This window comes from Pseudomonas fluorescens (genome assembly GCF_902497895.1).
GTDB classification, from domain to species: domain Bacteria; phylum Pseudomonadota; class Gammaproteobacteria; order Pseudomonadales; family Pseudomonadaceae; genus Aquipseudomonas; species Aquipseudomonas fluorescens_BP.
Genome location: NZ_CABVHQ010000055.1, coordinates 23721 through 40260, shown reverse-complemented (window position 1 = coordinate 40260; position 16540 = coordinate 23721). Strand labels below are relative to the sequence as shown.

Genomic DNA, 16540 nt, shown 5'->3' with positions numbered 1-16540 from the left:
AAAACCAGCGGATGCGTTCTACCTGGAAAACTGCGATTGCCGGTTTTAGGGCCGCTTCGCGACCCAGCGGGGGCAAGCCCCCTCGCCACAGTATTCGGCAGCCCTTAAAAGATGTGTAGATACCTATGCCCCCTGGGGAGAGGGCTGGGGTGAGGGTGGATTTCGGATCAGACGCAGTACCTGGATGCTGACTTCCCTTAACTGACTGGCATTGGGGCCCCCGCGAAGGCGGCCTGACAGCCGGCCTATCAGCGCCTTTGAATTTCTCGTGCTGGACAGCAATTCTCGACGAACCATCATCACGCCCTTCGTGTCGGGTCCACTGTGCAGGTGGTGCAGCCAACCATCCTGAATGCGAGTTCCGAGTATTGGCTGACCACCTCTTCAATGCCGAGCTTGCCCTCGGGGCGGAACCAGGAGCAGACATGGGTGAGCATGTTGAAGAGTATGTGGCTGAGCAGTTTCGGCTCATCGTAGTGGAACAGGCCCTCGGCCCTGCCTTGTTCGAGGATCGCCTGCAGTTCCCCCAGGTAGGCCCGGCGGGCTTGTCGGACGGTCTCAAGCTCGCCGTCGTCGAGGCTCCTGAGCTCCATGTTGCCGAGCACACCCTGTTCCTTCCTGAGCAGGTGGTAGCGGACATGGAAGGCGACGAAGGCCTGCAGCGTTGCATCGGCCTTGGCATTGCGGGGTTTGCAATGCTTCCAGGCGAGCGAGAGTTCTTCCAGGTAGTCGAGCACCAGGGTCAGCAGCAGTTCCTTCTTGCCCTGATAGTAGAGGTACAGGGTGCCTGGGTTGACGCCTGCCTGGGTGGCCAGTTGGCGCAGGCTCATCGATTCGTAGCCGATCTTCGAGATCAGTAATATGGCTGCCTCGCGAATGGCTTGTTCGGTCCAGTGAGCATTTTTCAGCGCTTTATCGGGCATGGTCAGGTTGCTGCTCCGTTACGGGGCGCGGGAGCGCGATGTTGAAGTGTTCGGTGATTTGGGATGCCATCACGCACTCGCCGGCGCGGGGTGAACTGGCTCGTCGAAGCCATGGAATGAGGCAAAACCCGCCACCGGTTCCCGCGGCGTCTCCAGGCTGTTTTCCGGTGCATCGCGATCTTCATGTCCCAGGGCGATACCGCAAACCAGTATGAAGTTGTCCGCGACAGGCAGATGCTGGCGGATGACTTGGTGGTACCCGGCAAATGCCGCCTGAGCGCAGGTGTGCAGGCCCTGGCCACGGGCGGCGAGCATGAGGTTCTGGATGAACATGCCCAGATCCATGAAGCTGCCGGTGTTGAGCCTGCGATCGAGGCTGATCAACAGGCCGACCGGGGCATCGAAGAATTGGTAGTTGCGCAGCATCTGCTGGTGGCGAGCGGGCGTGTCGTCGCGTTCGATGCCGAGCGTTTCATACAAGTCGAAGCCGACTGCTCGGCGGCGTCCCTGGTAGGGTTCGAACCAGTTGTCCGGGTAATACTGGTACTCGGCATTGTGCTGTTCAGCCTGGGTTGTCGCAGCGACAAGCAGATCTGCGCACAGCGCCTGCTTGGCTTGGCCGCTCACTACATGGACATGCCAGGGCTGGACATTGCTGCCGCTGGGTGCGCGTGCAGCCAGGTCCAGTATGTGCTGGATCACATGCCGGGGCACGCTCAGGGGCAGGAAGCGGCGAACTGATTTACGAGAGCGGATGGCGGCATCGATATGCATGTGATGGATCTCCGGAAGTCGGAATGGGGGCGGGCACCGGGCCCGCGCCTGGAGGGTTACCAGAACTTGAAGGTGTAGCCGACGATCAGGCGGTTTTCGTCGATGTCGGTGGTGTGGCTGCCGCGATAGGCAACATTACGTACCCGCAGGCTGACGTTTTTCAGAGGTCCACTTTGTACCACGTAGCCGATATCAACATCGCGTTCCCATTCCTTGGCGTTTATTCCGGCGATTTCAAAGTTGTCGCCTGACACATAGCGTGTCATCAGGCTCAGCCCCGGAACGCCGACCACCGCAAAATCGAAGTCGTAGCGAACCTGCCAGGAGTCTTCTCGGGCGCGCAGGAAATGGTGGTAAGTAACGGTGTTGAATGTCCAGGGATCGGTACCACCGGCGATGAAGGGCATGCCGGTATCGCCACTCTGGTTCTGGTAGCTGGTGCCCAGAGAATGCCCTTTATAGGACAGGGTGAACATGGCCCCCAGGTTGCGGTTATCGACGTTGGTGCGACCTTCATTCTCACTCTGGAAATAACGCACTTCGGACTTCAGGTTTAATCCTTCAGCCAATGGCAGGGAGTGAATGAGATTGCCGTAGTGCTGGCTGTAATTGTCCTGCAACTCGGCAAAGAAGTAGGTAGTGGTCAGGTTCGGCAACAGTGCGTAAGTAGCCCCTGCATAGTTGAAACGATCACTGGCTACGCCTCCTGTGGAACCATCGGCAAACATGTTCATGTCTTCATAGTCGGTCGAGTTGCGCAGGCGGGTGGCGCGGAACTGGCCGCCGGTTAAAGTCAATTTGTCGATGTCACTGGAGACAATCTGCGCACCTTGAAACGTCTGCGGCAATAAACGGGTGTCATTACGAAACGCGATAGGCAGTGTGGGTGCATGGGTGCCGATGGTCAGTAGGCTATTGGCCATTCTGGCTTTAGCGGTAGCGCCGACAAAACCAAAGTCGTCTGAAACGTCACCGTCACGCTGCACTTGCAAGGCGCCTGCACCGCTGGTCCCACGGCCGGAATCCAGTTTCAGGCCGAGCAGTCCGAGCGCATCCACGCCAAAACCCACCGTGCCTTCAGTGAAGCCTGAGTTGTAACGCAGCATAAAGCCTTGTCCCCACTCTTCAGCCTTGTGGTTTGCCGTGCTCGGGTTATCGCGAAAATCACGGTTGATGTAGAAGTTGCGGGCTTCAAGTGTCAGGTGGCTGTCGTCGTTGAATTCGGCAACCGCCCGTTGAGCAATAAGGGTGCTGCTGATAGCGAGGGCGATGGACAGCGTTTTGGAATGGTCAAGCATGGTTGGACCTCTTGTTTTTATTGTGGTGAACAGCCAGCTATTGCGTTTAAGGAGGTACTTTGTTATTGAACTCGAGCATTTTTTCGGGACGAGTCATCACGTAAAGTGAAGATTAAAATTCGCTTTTTTGTTGTGGGTAATCAATCGCTTAAGATTTTTCAGGTGAGCTCGGCGTAGCCTCTGATGCGGATTCTGCCTCTTTCATTGGTGAGTAGAAGTTCAGGTGACTGGGTGGCTGTTTGATAGAGTCGAGGCTGAGCTGGACGGAAAACGGGGAAAACTCAACGCCATGCCGCGACCCGCACGTTTCCAGGGCGATCATGTGACCAAACATCGCCGAAATCTGGAACGAGCGAACTGACGGCGGTGAAGCCATTGAACTTACCGCAGGGCGCGGAGGCAGGAAGGGAAGGGGTGTTGAGCCTGCTAGTCCTCCTGTTTGTCCGGCAACCCGTTGCCAAGGGCGACCTTGGCCAAATCGACATGCAACTTGGTAAGAAAATGCAGCAGGCTGACGCTGTCGTCGAAACTGAAGCCTTTCAACGCCTGCTGGTAAAACTGGTAAATCCTTTCCTGTAGCGACTCCCAGTACGCCTTACCGGTGTCCGTCAGTTGCACCATCCGCGCCCGTCCGTCATCGGGATGCGGTACGCGCACCACATGGTTGTCGCGCTCCATGCGCTTGAGCACACCGTCCAGACTCTGCCGGCTGACCACCAGGTACTCGGTCAGCTGGTTGAACGAGATGCCTTCCTCGTAGCCTTCGCGGGACAGGGCTCCGAGCACCGCCCACTGCACGGTGCTGATGCCCATCTCGTTCTGCACTTGCCGTTGCAGGGTGTTTCCCGTCTGGAACAGCCTGAAGAACAGGCGGTTGGGTATTCCCCTGGTGTTATTGCTGGTCATTGCGATTCCTTGTCGATCCGGTCGGTGCTAGGGTTTATGACAACACCCTGCCTGCCGGAGCAAACAAGGCGTCACGTGGGAACGAATTCCCGTGCGATGATATTTTTCATGATCTGGGCGGTGCCGTCACCGATTTGCAGGCCGAGCACATCGCGCAGGCGCTGGGCAAATGGCAGGTCCTCGCCGTAGCCGGTATGACCGTGGGCCAGCAGACACTGCTTGACCACGTCGAACGCGAGCTTCGGTCCCCACCATTTGTTCATTGCCGCTTCGGCATTGTGTGGCAACTTGTTGTCCTTTAGCCACAGCGCGTAGTAACACTGCAGGCGGGCGGCATGCACATAGGTCTGCAATTCGGCCAGCGGATGGGTCAGACCCTGGAAGGCCGAGAGGTTCTGGCCGAAGGCCTGGCGTTCGGTCAGCCACTGCCAGGTCTCGTCCAGCGACTGCTGGGCCAGCGCCAGGCATTGCAGGCCGATCAACGCGCGGCTGTAGTCGAAGCCCTGCATCACCTGCTTGAAACCCTTGCCCTCGTCGCCCAGGCGGTGACTGATGGGTACTTCGACATTGTCGAAGAAGATCGAACCGCGGCCGATGGCGCGCTCGCCGGCATCCTCGAAACGGGTGGTGCTGATGCCCGCCAGGTCCATCGGCACCAGGAAGGCACTGATGCCGTTGGCGCGCGACTCCTGAGTGCCGGTGCGGGCAAAGACCACCGCAACGTCAGACTGATCGGCCATGGAGATGGAGGTCTTCTCGCCGTTCAGGATATAGACGTCGCCTTTGCGCTCGGCCTTCATGCGCAGGCTGGCGGCGTCGGAACCACCACTGGGTTCGGTCAGGGCAATGCAGACGATCTTCTGGCCGGCGGTGATCGCGCTCAGCCACTCCCTGGCCAGTTCCGGGGAGGCGTGCTGGGCGATGATCTGGCCGTTGAGCGAGGTCAGTAGCGGGATATAGCCGACGTTGAAATCACCCTTGGCGATTTCCTCGATGATGATCCCTGCGGTGACGCAGTCCAGGCCGCTGCCGCCGAATTCTTCCGGCAGTTCGCCGCCAAGCAGGCCCATTTCGCCCATTTGCAGGATCACCGAGCGCTCGATACGGCCGTCGCGGTCGCGCTGGCGGTAGCCGGGGGCGAGCACGTCGGCGCTGAAGCGGGCAACGCTTTCCCGAATGGCGTTCTGTTGTTCATTGAATGCGAAATTCATGTCTCTCTCTCCGAGCCTGGGCTGGGGATAGCGCCGGCAGCAGCGGGGCTGCCGGCAGCGGGATCACTTGTAGAACTTGCGGAATTCCGGCTTGCGTTTCTCTTTGAACGCAGCGGTTCCTTCCTTGGCTTCATCGGTGTCGTAGTACAGGCTCAGTGCCTGCATTCCCAGGGCGCCGATCCCGGCGATGTTGGCGCTGTCGGCGTTGAACGAGCGCTTGGCAATGGACAGGGCGGTCGGACTCTTCTCGAGGATCTCGTCGCACCATTTCTGTACCTCGGCATCCAGTTCTTCATGGGGCACTACCGCGTTCACCAGGCCCCAGTCGCAGGCTTGCTGAGCGGTGTATTTGCGGCACAGGTACCAGATCTCACGGGCGCGTTTTTCGCCGATGATGCGACCCAGATAGGCCGTGCCGAAACCCGGATCAACCGAGCCGACTTTCGGGCCGACCTGGCCGAAGATGGCCTTTTCGGAAGCGATGCTCAGGTCGCAGACCACGTGCAGCACGTGACCGCCGCCGATGGCGAAACCATTGACCCGGGCGATCACCGGCTTGGGTACATCGCGGATCAGACCCTGCAGTTCTTCTACCGGCAGACCGATCAGGCCACGGCCGTCGTACTGACCTTCATGGGCGCTCTGGTCACCGCCGGTGCAGAACGCTTTGTCGCCAGCGCCGGTGAGCACGATGACCCCGACTTCCTTGTTCCAGCCAGCGCGGTTGAAGGCGTGGATCAGCTCCATGCAGGTCTGGCCGCGGAAGGCGTTGTAGCGATCCGGACGGTTGATGGTGATGGTCGCAACACCCTCGACTTCGGTGTACAGAATGTCTTCGTAATTCATGGAAGTTCTCCTGGTTAGCCGGCCATGGTCAGGCCGCCGGACACGGAAATAACCTGTCCGGTGATGAAGTTGGCGTCGTCGCTGGCGAGCAGGGCGATGATGCCCGGGTAGTCTTCCGGCTGGCCGAGGCGGCGCATCGGAACGGCGTTCTTGAAGGCTTCCATCAGCTTCTCCGGGTTGCTCGAGGTAGCCGCTACGCTTTTCAGCAGGGCGGTATCGGTCGGGCCCGGGCAGACCACATTGAAGTTGATGTTCTTGGTCGCCAGTTCACGCGCCAGGGTCTTGGACAGACCCACCAGGCCTGCCTTGCAGGCGGCGTACACGGCTTCGCCGGAGGAGCCGACGCGGGCGGCGTCGGAAGCCACATTGATGACCTTGCCGCCACCGGCTTCAAGCATCTTCGGCAGGACCACGTGGTGCATGTTCAGCGCACCGGTCAGGTTGATCGAGATCAGCTGTTGCCACATGGCCGGCTCGGTCTTGAGGAAGGGCATGAAGCGGTCGAAGCCGGCGTTGTTGACCAGTACGGTCGGTACGCCAAGGTCTATTTCGATGGCTGCCACGGTCTCGACGATGGCGGCGTAATCGGTGATGTCGGCGGCGTAGGCCTGTGCCTTGCCACCGGCTTGGGTGATCAGATCGACAGTGGTTTGCGCGGCGGCGCCGTCACGATCAAGCACCGCCACCAGGCTGCCTTCAGCGGCAAAGCGCTGGCATACGGCACGACCAATGCCGCCGCCGCCACCGGTGATGATTACGGTTTTTCCAGTAAGACCTTTCATGCAGCAGTCCTCATATTGTTTTGATTGAATTGCCAGTCATCAGCGCTTGGCAGAGTCCAGGCGGATATCCGCGGCCTGTTCGCGCAGTTTGAATTTCTGAATCTTTCCGGAAGGGGTGCGCGGCAAGGCCTGCAGCACTTCCAGGTATTCGGGCAGGTAATTCCTGGTCAGGCGCTGTTGCAGGAGGAAGCTCACCACTTCTTCCAGGCTCAGGCTGGAGTCAGCGTCGTGCAGGGTCACATAGGCGCACAGCCGCTCGCCCAGGCGTGGATCCGGGCAGCCAACCAGGGCCACGGCGGAAATTGCCGGGTGCTTGTAGAGCAGGTTCTCGATCTCCACCACGGGGATGTTCTCGCCGCCGCGGATCACCACATCCTTGGTGCGTCCGGTGATGCGGATGTAGCCCTGTGCGTCCATGCGTGCCAGGTCGCCGGTGGCAAACCAGCCATGGTCATCCACGCCATAAAGTTCGGGACGCTTGAGATAGCCGACGAACACGCTGGCGCCGCGCACCAACAAGTTGCCTTCAGTGCCGCGGGGCACTTCATTGCCGTGCTCGTCGGCGATCATCACCTCGGTAAATGGCAGGGCCAGTCCATCGGTATGAATGGCGCGCTCGGCATCGTCGTGCAAGCGGGTCATGGTCACCGCGCCGCTCTCAGTCATGCCCCAGGCAGAAATGATCCTGGCATTTACCGCAGTACTGGCTTTTTCCACCAGGGCGCTGGGGATAGGGGCTCCGGCGGCGACAAAAATACCCAGCGATGAAAGTTCTTCGCGGTGCTCGGGGGCAATATCGATCAGATCGGCCAGGAACGGGGTCGACGCCATGGTGAAGGTCGGCCGCTCGGCATTGACTACCTTGACTGCGAAGCGCGCGTCCCAGATGTCTTGCAGAACAGCAGTGCTCTTCAGATAAATCGGCATCATCAGGCCGTAGAGAAAACCGGTCTGGTGGGCGATCGGCGAGGCCATGAAAACGATATCTTCAGAGCCCAGCTGCAAGCGCTCGGCATAGGGACGTACGTTGCTGAACAGGGTGTTGGAGCTGTGCAGGACACCCTTCGGTTCACCGGTGGTGCCGGAGGTGTATAGCAGCTGCACCACATCGTCACCGGCCAGACGGCGTTCGGCAAACAACGCCTGGGTGTCTACCTCTTCCTCCCAGGCGCGTTGCAGCAGGACTTGCTCGAAGCAGTCAGCGCTGTGGTCGCCACCAATCACCAACACGTGCTCGAGATCGGGCAGTTCGTCGCGCATCCCCTGCACCATCGCCGGGTAATTGAAGCCACGGAAGCTGTGGGGGATCACCAGGACCCGGCTCTGTGCGTGGCCGAGCATGAAGGCCAGCTCGCGCTCACGGAAAATCGGCATCAGCGGATTGAGAATGGCACCGATACGCACACAAGCCAGGTGCAGAGCAGTTGTCTGCCACCAATTGGGCAGTTGGCAGGACACCACATCGGACTTGTTGACACCCAGCGCGGCCAAACCTGCAGCCATACGGGTCACCAGGCCATTCAGTTCGCGGTAGCTGATGACGCGGCGTTCATCCTCGCTCACCCGGTAGGCAATCAGTGCGGCCGAGTTGGGAGCGCTGGACACCGCTTGATCGAGATAGTCTGTAATGATCTTGTCATTCCATGCGCCTGACTCAAGCATGGCGGAACGTCGCTCTGGCTGCATGTTCGTCTTTATAGTCATTGTTAGCACCAGCTATACCGAGGTTTGTTATTATTTACGGCGAAAGTTTTGGCTTTCCGATGGAGCTGAAGATACTCGCTAATTTTTTATTATGTCAACATGTTGTCTTTAATTTTTTATGTGGATAGACTCGATCGCAAGTGTTCGGAGCCGTCTTCGGGTCATCTGGCCAGACTTCGGCATGCAACGATTCATGCGGCGCGCCGCAGCCCAACAGCAATGGTGAATGTCATGCCCTACGACAATATTCTGGTTGAGCGTCATGAGAGCGTCGGTCTGATCCGGCTCAATCGACCCGCGATGCACAATGCGTTGAGTGACGCGCTAATGAGTGAACTGGGCGAGGCGCTGCGTGCCTTCGAACGCGAGGACGGCATTCGCGCCATGGTGATTACCGGTAACGAAAAGGCCTTCGCCGCGGGTGCCGATATCGTCGAGTTGCAGTTCAAGGGGTTCGCCGACGTCTATCTGGACAACTTCGTGACAGCCAACTGGGAGGAGGTGACTCGCTGCCGCAAGCCGGTGATCGCCGCAGTGTCCGGGCTGGCTCTGGGCGGTGGATGCGAGCTGGCGATGATGTGCGACCTGATCATTGCCGCCGACAACGCCCGGTTTGGTCAGCCGGAAGTGAAAATCGGTACGCTGCCGGGCGCCGGTGGTACCCAGCGCCTGGCTCGCGCGGTGGGCAAGGCCAAAGCCATGGATATGTGCCTGACCGGACGCATGATCGACGCGGCGGAAGCCGAACGTAGCGGGCTGGTCAGCCGCGTGGTGCCGGCGGCGAGCCTGCTCGACGAAGCCCTGCAGATCGCCCGGCAGATAGCCGACCAATCGTCGATGGCGGTCAAACTCAATAAAGAAGCGGTCAATCGCGCCTTTGAAACCACCTTGGCCGAGGGCGTGCATTTCGAGCGGCGCCTGATGCACGCATGCTTCGCCAGCGAAGATCAAAAGGAAGGCATGCAGGCTTTCGTGCAGAAGCGCAAACCACTCTGGAAACACCGTTAAGCAGTTTTTTTACCCGGCCAAAACAACAATAAAAGCAGGCAAAAAATGCCTGCAGGAGTAACCCGATGTCTTCTCCCGTGCAGTGGTCCCGTGAAGGGGCGATAGCTGTTGTGCGCATCGATAATCCACCGGTCAATGCCCTTGGCCAGAGCGTGCGCGCGGGCCTGCTGGCAGCGTTCAACGCCGCCGAGCAGGATCCCCAGGTCAAGCTGGTGCTGCTGTATTGCGCGGGTCGAACCTTTATTGCCGGTGCCGATATCCGTGAGTTTGGCAAACCGGCGCAAGCGCCGATCCTGCCGGACGTGACCCGCTCTCTGGAAAGCTTCAACAAGCCGTCGCTGGCGGTGCTGCATGGCTCGGTGTTGGGCGGCGGTCTTGAAGTGGCGCTGGCCTGTCATTACCGCATCATTCAGCACACCGCCAAAGTCGGGCTGCCGGAGGTCAAGCTCGGTTTGTTGCCGGGTGCCGGTGGTACCCAGCGTTTGCCGCGCCTGGTCGGTGTGGCGCAGGCACTGGAGATGATCGTGGGCGCCGAGCCGATCAGCGCAGTCGAGGCCAAGCGTAGCGGCATCGTCGATGAACTGTATGACGGTGAGCCGCTGGCCGCCGGCCTGGCTTACGCCGCGCAGTTACTGGCGCAAGGCGTACAGCCGCGACGCAGTGGCCAGGCCAGGGTGCCAGCGGCTGTAGGCACGAGCAATGCCGAACTGCTGATGGCCAAGCGCGCAGAGGTGCAACGTGGTCAGCCCGGTTTGTTCTCGCCGCTGCGCTGTATTGCTGCGATTGAAGCGGCGACCACTCTGCCACTGATCGATGGTCTGCAGCGCGAGCGTGCGCTGTTTCTCGAGTGCCTGGAGTCGCCGCAGCGCGCCGCGCTGATCTACAAATTTTTCGCGGAGCGTCAGGCGGCTAAAGCCGTCGATCTTGATGCGTCGGTTACCGTCGGCAATCGCCTGGTGGAGGAGGGCGTCAGTGTGGCGCAGGTGGACGCTGCGTTGCGTGAGTTCGGCATGGCCATGGGCCCCTTCGCCATGCTCGACATGCCCGGCCTGAAGCTCGACGCGGTGGTTCGCGAACCGTCACTCGCAGTCCAGGTCGAGAGCGATCCACAGCGCCTGTGGCAGCGACCGATCTACGCGTTGATTAACGAAGGCGCGCGGATTCTCGAAGAGGGCATCGCCTTACGCGCCAGTGACATCGATGTGATTTCCCTGACGGGCTATGGCTTCCCGGCCCATCGTGGCGGGCCGATGTTCCTGGCCGATCAGATCGGCCTGCCAGCCGTACTGCAGCAAATCCGTGAGTTTCACCAAAAACACGGCGAGCACTGGAAACCGGCTCCTCTGCTGGAACGCCTGGTCGCCGAAGGCAAGACTTTCGCCGAGCAGGATCAGCAAGGCTGAACAGGCCGCTTGCGGCCGGCCAGCCTGATGCTGGCCCCACACCCATCGAGGACTTTGCATGGACATCAACTACACCCCGGCCGAACTCGAGTTTCGCGATGAGGTACGCAGCTTCCTCAGCATGGCCGTGCCTGACGACATCGCCGCCAAAGTGCGTCTCGGCAAGCATCTTGGTAAAGACGACCACCTGCGCTGGCAACGGGTTCTGGCCCGGCGCGGCTGGTACGCCGCCAATTGGCCGGTAGAGCATGGCGGTACCGGCTGGAGCCTGGTGCAGCGGCATATCTTCGAGGAGGAGTGCGCGGCCTTCGGTGCGCCGCGGCTGATCTCCTTCGGGGTCAACATGGTCGCCCCGGTGATCATGAAATTCGGCAGCGAGGCGCAAAAGACCTGGTACCTGCCGCGCATCCTGTCGGGCGATGACTGGTGGTGTCAGGGTTACTCCGAGCCGGGAGCCGGTTCCGACCTCGCCAGCCTGAAGACCCGCGCCGTGCTTGACGGCGACCACTACGTGGTGAATGGCCAGAAAACCTGGACCACCCTCGGTCAGCACGCCAACATGATTTTCTGCCTGGTGCGCACCGACCCGCAAGCCAGGCAGCAGGGCGGTATTTCCTTCCTGTTGATCGATATGGCGACGCCAGGCATCACGGTGCGGCCGATCATCACCCTGGAGGGCGAGCACGAAGTCAACGAAGTGTTCTTCGACAACGTGCGAGTGCCAGTCGCCAATCTGGTGGGTGAAGAGAACAAGGGCTGGACCTGCGCCAAGTTCCTGTTGACCCATGAGCGCACCGGTCAGGCGGGCATCGCCCAGTCCAAGGCGGCGCTGGCGCAGCTGAAATGGGTCGCAACCCAGGAATTGCGTAACGGCCGCCCGCTACTGGAAGACCCGCTGTTGCGGGTACAGATTGCCGAAGTGGAAATGCAGCTGATGGCCATCGAGATGAGCACCCTGCGCATCCTCGCGGCCGTTCAGGGTGGTGGTATGCCGGGGGCGGAAAGTTCGATCCTGAAGATCAAGGGCTCGGAAATTCGCCAGGCTATCAGCCACCTGCAGCGCAAAGTGCTGGGCGTGCATGCCCTGCCTTTCGTCGAGGAAGAACTGGACTACGCCTATCCCGGTGAGCTGTTGCACACCGACTACAGCGCCGCTGCGGCCAGCCAGTATTTCAACCTGCGCAAGCTGTCCATCTATGGCGGCTCCAACGAAATCCAGAAAAACATCATTGCCAAGATGATTCTTGAGCTCTAAGGAGGCACCCCCATGGACTTCAATCTCAGCGAAGAGCAGCACATGCTGCGAGACACCGTGGCGCGTTTGGCGCGCGACAGTTACAGCTTTGAACAGCGTGAGCAGTTTTACCGCAGCGAACCGGGGTTTAGCCGTGAGTTCTGGAGCCAGCTCGGTGAGCTGGGTCTCAGCGCCGTGCCGCTGGCCGAGGAGCACGGCGGCTTCGGCGGCAGTGGCGTGGACAGCATGCTGGTGATGACCGAACTGGGCCGCAACCTGTGCCTGGAACCCTGGTTGCAGTCACAAATTCACGGGGCCGGGCTGCTGCAGCAACTGGGTACTGCGACCCAGCGTGCCGAGTGGTTACCTCAAGTGGCAACGGGTGAGCTGCAGCTCGCGGTGGCTCTGGAAGAAAGCCAGAGCCACTATCAGCTGCACGATGTGCAGAGCCGTGCCGAAGCCGTTGACGGCGGCTGGCGTTTGACCGGGCATAAGTGCGCGGTGATTGGCGGCCACAGCGCCGGGCTGATTCTGGTCTCGGCGCGTACCGCTGGCAGCGCTCTGGATGAGTCCGGCATCAGCCTGTTTCTGCTTGATCCACAAGCTGCGGGTGTCCGCCGCCGTGATTACCCGTGCATCGATGGCCCACGCGCCTGCGACCTGTACCTGGACGGCGTCGTACTCAGCCAGAAACACCTGCTGGGTCCTGCCGGCCAGGCGCTGGCGGCATTGCGCTACCAGCAGGGCAGGGCGATTGCGGCGCAGTGCGCTGAGGCCATCGGCAGTCTGCAGGAAGCCTTCAGCCTGACCCTGGACTACCTGAAAACCCGTCAGCAGTTCAGCGCGCCGATCGGGAAATTCCAGGCCCTGCAGCATCGCATGGCCGATATGCGCGGCGAGCTGGAGCTGGCGACTTCCATGGCCGTCATGGCCGCCTGTATCGCCGACGAGGCCGACAGCGAGGAGCGCAGTCGCCGTCTGGCCGCCGCCAAGTTCATCGTCACTCGCGCAGCGCGTTTCATCGCCGAGCAAGCCATCCAACTGCACGGCGGCATCGGCATGACCTGGGAATACAACCTGGCTCACCATGCCAAGCGGCTGATCATGCTCAGCCACCAGCTGGGCGATGACGACCATCATCTACAGGCCTATGCCGATTTGTTGCGCAGCGCCTGAACACTCACTGCTTGCCAGGGCCGGGCACTGCGCTGGCTGACTCATACAGGAACAGATCATGAAAGTACTGGTCGCGGTAAAACGCGTGGTCGACTTCAACGTCAAGGTTCGCGTCAAAGCGGACAACTCCGGCGTCGACCTCGCTAACGTCAAGATGTCGATGAACCCGTTCTGCGAAATCGCCGTGGAAGAAGCGGTGCGCCTGAAAGAGCAAGGCGTGGCGAGCGAGATCATCGTGGTGTCGATCGGTCGGTCGGTTGCTCAGGAGCAGTTGCGTACCGCCCTGGCGCTGGGGGCCGATCGGGCCATCCTCGTCGAATCCGCTGATGAATTGAACTCCCTGGCCGTGGCCAAGCTGCTCAAGGCGGTAGTCGACAAGGAACAGCCACAGCTGGTGATCCTTGGCAAGCAAGCCATCGACAGCGACAACAACCAGACCGGCCAGATGCTGGCTGCGCTGACCGGCTACGGTCAGGGCACGTTCGCCTCGAACGTCGAAGTCAGCGGCGATAGCCTTGCCGTGACTCGCGAAGTCGACGGCGGCGCGCAGACGGTCTCCCTGAAACTGCCGGCCATCGTCACCACTGACCTGCGTTTGAACGAGCCGCGCTACGCGTCCCTGCCAAACATCATGAAAGCCAAGAAGAAGCCTCTCGAAGTGCTGACTCCGGATGCCCTGGGCGTTGCCACCACTTCCTCCGTCAGGATCCTCAAAGTCGAAGCGCCGGCTACCCGCAGCGCCGGTATCAAGGTCAAGTCGGTGGCTGAACTGGTCGAGAAACTGAAGAACGAAGCGAAGGTAATCTAAATGACTATTCTGGTAATCGCTGAGCACGACAACAAAGTGCTGGCTCCGGCCACGCTGAACACCGTGGCTGCGGCCGTGAAAATCGGTGGCGACATTCACGTGCTGGTGGCCGGTCTCGGCGTTGGCATCGTGGCTGAAGCCTCGGCGAAAATCCTTGGTGTGGCCAAAGTGCTGGTGGCCGACAACGCCGTCTACGCCCATCTGCTACCCGAAAACGTTGCCCCGTTGATTGCGAATCTGGTCATCGAGCAGAACACGATTTACAGCCATGTCCTGGCTTGCGCCACCTCCAACGGTAAAAACATCCTGCCGCGGGTTGCCGCTGCGCTGGACGTTGACCAGATCTCCGAGATCATCTCGGTGCAAAGCGCTGACACCTTCAAGCGTCCGATCTATGCCGGTAACGCCATCGCTACCGTGCAATCAAACGCCTCGGTCAAAGTGATCACCGTGCGGGCTACCGGTTTCGACCCGGTGGCAGCTGAAGGCGGTTCGGCTCTCATCGAAGCGATTACTACCGTTTACGAATCTGGAAAATCCTGCTTCGTTGATGAAGTGTTGGCCAAATCCGATCGCCCGGAACTGACCGCTGCCAGGATCGTCGTGTCCGGCGGCCGCGGCATGCAGAACGGCGACAACTTCAAGCACCTCTATTCGCTGGCCGACAAGCTCGGCGCTGGCGTGGGTGCCTCGCGCGCGGCGGTCGACGCCGGTTTTGTCCCCAACGACATGCAGGTTGGTCAGACCGGCAAGATCGTTGCCCCGCAGCTGTACATCGCCGTCGGTATCTCCGGCGCGATCCAGCACCTGGCCGGCATGAAAGACTCCAAAGTGATCGTGGCGATCAACAAGGACGAAGAAGCACCGATCTTCCAGGTGGCCGATTACGGCCTGGTGGCGGATCTGTTCGAAGCTGTTCCCGAGCTGGAACACGCTCTCTGAGGAGTTCTTATGACCACGTTCAAACAGATCGGTGTGATTGGTAGCGGGGCCATGGGTCGTGGTATTGCGCAGTTGTTTGCCAGCGCCGGGGTCGAGGTGCTGCTGCACGACAGCCGCGGCGAAGCTATCGAACAAGCCCTTATGCAGAACCGTGACCTGCTGCAGCGTGCTGCGGCCAAGGGCAAGCTCAGCGCCGAAGCACTGGCCGGCACCCTGGAGCGCATGCGTGCGGCGCACACCCTGCAAGAACTGGCCGGCTGCGACCTGCTGATCGAGGCCATTGTCGAGAATCTCGACGCCAAGCAGAACCTGTTCCGGGAACTGGAAAAACTGGTCAGCAGCGAAGCGGTGCTGGCGAGCAACACCTCGTCGCTGTCGATCACCCAGATCGCCAGCGCCTGTGAACATCCGCAGCGGGTCGCCGGCTTTCACTTCTTCAACCCGGTCACGCTGATGAAGATCGTCGAGGTGGTGCGCGGCGAGCGCACCGACCCGCAGGTGATCGAGCGGCTGTCGGCGCTGGCGCAACACGCCGGGCACTTCGCCGCGGTGACGCCGGATTCGCCGGGGTTCCTGGTCAACCATGCCGGCCGAGCCTACGGTCCGGAAGCGCTGCGCATCCTCGCCGAAGGTATCGCCACTCCCGCGCAGATAGACCGCATTCTCAAGGACTGCCTGGGCTTTCGCATGGGCCCGTTCGAGCTGTTCGACCTGGTCGGCCTGGACATTTCCCATGCGGTGATGGAGTCGATTCACCAGCAGTTCTACCAGGATCCGCGCTACACCCCTTCAGCGCTGGTGCCCACGCGTCTTGCTGCTGGCTTGCTGGGGCGCAAGACCGGGCAGGGCTTCTATCGCTACCAGGACGGCCGTGTGGTCGAGGAAACCCGGGGCGAGCTGCCACAGGTAGTTGTCGACCGACCGTTCTGGCTGGACTGCCGTGATGCTGCGATGCGCGACAAGATCGGCGCCGTGCTGGCGAGTGCCGGTGCGGTGCTGGAGCAGGGTGAACAGCCCAGCCCGAACGCTATCTGTCTGGTCACGCCGCTGGGTGAAGATGCCAGCAGCGTGATCGCCCGCAAGCAACTGCCGGTCACCCGCAGCCTGGCACTGGAAACCTTTGCCGGTTTCGACCTGCGCCGAGTGCTGATGCGTCAGCCGGGGCTGGATCCCGCCGTGCTGGCGCAGGCGCGGCAGGTGTTGGGCGCGGATGGCGTACCGGTGGAGGTGATCAACGACTCGCCCGGTTTCATCGCCCAGCGGGTGCTGGCCAGTATCGTCAACCTGGGCTGCGAAATTGCTCAGCGACGTATCGTTGATCCAGCCACCCTGGATCGTGCGGTTCAGCTGGCGCTGGGTTACCCCCACGGCCCGTTGGGCTTCGGTGACCACTACGGGGCGCTGAAGATCGAGCAGATCCTGCACGAATTGCACGAGCTCTATCAGGAACCGCGCTATCGCCTCAGCCCCTGGCTGCGTCGCCGTGTACAGCTCGGCCTGCCCCTGACCACTCCCGAGGAATAAA

At 60.7% G+C, this 16540-nt stretch carries 15 protein-coding genes; 7 read left to right on the top strand and 8 right to left on the bottom strand.

Annotated features, from left to right (window positions below):
• Positions 1-299: 299 nt before the first annotated feature.
• The 8 genes from F8N21_RS22970 to F8N21_RS22935 form a co-directional block, all read right to left on the bottom strand.
• Entirely contained in the window at positions 300-923 is a 624-nt protein-coding gene (locus F8N21_RS22970) for a TetR/AcrR family transcriptional regulator (protein WP_150644292.1), read from the bottom strand.
• Positions 924-992: 69 nt separating this feature from the next.
• Positions 993-1697, bottom strand: a complete 705-nt coding sequence (locus F8N21_RS22965; protein ID WP_150644291.1) for a nitroreductase — start codon at positions 1695-1697, stop codon at positions 993-995.
• A gap of 56 nt (positions 1698-1753) precedes the next feature.
• Positions 1754-2995: an OprD family porin gene (locus F8N21_RS22960; RefSeq protein WP_150644290.1), complete on the bottom strand. Its 1242-nt coding sequence runs from the start codon at positions 2993-2995 to the stop codon at positions 1754-1756.
• Positions 2996-3421: 426 nt separating this feature from the next.
• Positions 3422-3901 carry a MarR family winged helix-turn-helix transcriptional regulator gene (locus F8N21_RS22955; protein WP_150644289.1) on the bottom strand — a complete coding sequence of 160 codons (480 nt, stop codon included), beginning with the start codon at positions 3899-3901 and terminating at the stop codon, positions 3422-3424.
• 71 nt (positions 3902-3972) lie between these two features.
• Positions 3973-5112, bottom strand: coding sequence for a cyclohexanecarboxyl-CoA dehydrogenase (gene aliB, locus F8N21_RS22950; protein WP_150644288.1), 1140 nt, complete (start codon positions 5110-5112; stop codon positions 3973-3975).
• Positions 5113-5175: 63 nt separating this feature from the next.
• Positions 5176-5958, bottom strand: coding sequence for a 2-ketocyclohexanecarboxyl-CoA hydrolase (badI, locus tag F8N21_RS22945; RefSeq protein ID WP_150644287.1), 783 nt, complete (start codon positions 5956-5958; stop codon positions 5176-5178).
• Positions 5959-5972: 14 nt separating this feature from the next.
• The gene (locus tag F8N21_RS22940; protein ID WP_150644286.1) at positions 5973-6740 is read right to left on the bottom strand and encodes an SDR family NAD(P)-dependent oxidoreductase; all 768 of its coding nucleotides are present in this window, start codon (positions 6738-6740) and stop codon (positions 5973-5975) included.
• Between the two features lie 39 nt (positions 6741-6779).
• Positions 6780-8444 (bottom strand): AMP-binding protein, encoded by a 1665-nt coding sequence (locus F8N21_RS22935; protein WP_191624387.1) that lies wholly within the window; start codon positions 8442-8444, stop codon positions 6780-6782.
• A gap of 231 nt (positions 8445-8675) precedes the next feature.
• Here F8N21_RS22935 and F8N21_RS22930 point away from each other — a divergent pair, with 231 nt between their 5' ends.
• From F8N21_RS22930 to F8N21_RS22900, 7 genes are all read left to right on the top strand, one after another.
• Positions 8676-9452 (top strand): enoyl-CoA hydratase, encoded by a 777-nt coding sequence (locus F8N21_RS22930; RefSeq protein WP_150644285.1) that lies wholly within the window; start codon positions 8676-8678, stop codon positions 9450-9452.
• Between the two features lie 65 nt (positions 9453-9517).
• Positions 9518-10855, top strand: coding sequence for an enoyl-CoA hydratase-related protein (locus F8N21_RS22925; RefSeq protein WP_150644284.1), 1338 nt, complete (start codon positions 9518-9520; stop codon positions 10853-10855).
• A 58-nt stretch (positions 10856-10913) separates the two neighbouring features.
• Entirely contained in the window at positions 10914-12110 is a 1197-nt protein-coding gene (locus F8N21_RS22920; RefSeq protein ID WP_150644283.1) for an acyl-CoA dehydrogenase family protein, read from the top strand.
• A gap of 12 nt (positions 12111-12122) precedes the next feature.
• Positions 12123-13265, top strand: coding sequence for an acyl-CoA dehydrogenase family protein (locus F8N21_RS22915; RefSeq protein WP_150644282.1), 1143 nt, complete (start codon positions 12123-12125; stop codon positions 13263-13265).
• Positions 13266-13323: 58 nt separating this feature from the next.
• On the top strand, positions 13324-14073 hold the full coding sequence (locus F8N21_RS22910; RefSeq protein ID WP_150644281.1) for an electron transfer flavoprotein subunit beta/FixA family protein: 750 nt from the start codon (positions 13324-13326) through the stop codon (positions 14071-14073).
• Positions 14074-15015 carry an electron transfer flavoprotein subunit alpha/FixB family protein gene (locus F8N21_RS22905; RefSeq protein WP_150644280.1) on the top strand — a complete coding sequence of 314 codons (942 nt, stop codon included), beginning with the start codon at positions 14074-14076 and terminating at the stop codon, positions 15013-15015.
• A 9-nt stretch (positions 15016-15024) separates the two neighbouring features.
• Positions 15025-16539, top strand: coding sequence for a 3-hydroxyacyl-CoA dehydrogenase (locus tag F8N21_RS22900; protein ID WP_150644279.1), 1515 nt, complete (start codon positions 15025-15027; stop codon positions 16537-16539).
• The last annotated feature ends 1 nt before the right edge of the window (position 16540 follow it).

Coding starts and splice junctions, on each gene's coding strand:
- F8N21_RS22900 (WP_150644279.1), top strand. CDS start 15,025: ATGACCACGTTCAAACAGATCGGTGTGATTGGTAGCGGGGCCATGGGT.
- F8N21_RS22930 (WP_150644285.1), top strand. CDS start 8,676: ATGCCCTACGACAATATTCTGGTTGAGCGTCATGAGAGCGTCGGTCTG.
- F8N21_RS22910 (WP_150644281.1), top strand. CDS start 13,324: ATGAAAGTACTGGTCGCGGTAAAACGCGTGGTCGACTTCAACGTCAAG.
- aliB (WP_150644288.1), bottom strand. CDS start 5,112: ATGAATTTCGCATTCAATGAACAACAGAACGCCATTCGGGAAAGCGTT.
- F8N21_RS22925 (WP_150644284.1), top strand. CDS start 9,518: ATGTCTTCTCCCGTGCAGTGGTCCCGTGAAGGGGCGATAGCTGTTGTG.
- badI (WP_150644287.1), bottom strand. CDS start 5,958: ATGAATTACGAAGACATTCTGTACACCGAAGTCGAGGGTGTTGCGACC.
- F8N21_RS22920 (WP_150644283.1), top strand. CDS start 10,914: ATGGACATCAACTACACCCCGGCCGAACTCGAGTTTCGCGATGAGGTA.
- F8N21_RS22905 (WP_150644280.1), top strand. CDS start 14,074: ATGACTATTCTGGTAATCGCTGAGCACGACAACAAAGTGCTGGCTCCG.
- F8N21_RS22940 (WP_150644286.1), bottom strand. CDS start 6,740: ATGAAAGGTCTTACTGGAAAAACCGTAATCATCACCGGTGGCGGCGGC.
- F8N21_RS22955 (WP_150644289.1), bottom strand. CDS start 3,901: ATGACCAGCAATAACACCAGGGGAATACCCAACCGCCTGTTCTTCAGG.
- F8N21_RS22915 (WP_150644282.1), top strand. CDS start 12,123: ATGGACTTCAATCTCAGCGAAGAGCAGCACATGCTGCGAGACACCGTG.
- F8N21_RS22935 (WP_191624387.1), bottom strand. CDS start 8,444: ATGACTATAAAGACGAACATGCAGCCAGAGCGACGTTCCGCCATGCTT.
- F8N21_RS22960 (WP_150644290.1), bottom strand. CDS start 2,995: ATGCTTGACCATTCCAAAACGCTGTCCATCGCCCTCGCTATCAGCAGC.
- F8N21_RS22965 (WP_150644291.1), bottom strand. CDS start 1,697: ATGCATATCGATGCCGCCATCCGCTCTCGTAAATCAGTTCGCCGCTTC.
- F8N21_RS22970 (WP_150644292.1), bottom strand. CDS start 923: ATGCCCGATAAAGCGCTGAAAAATGCTCACTGGACCGAACAAGCCATT.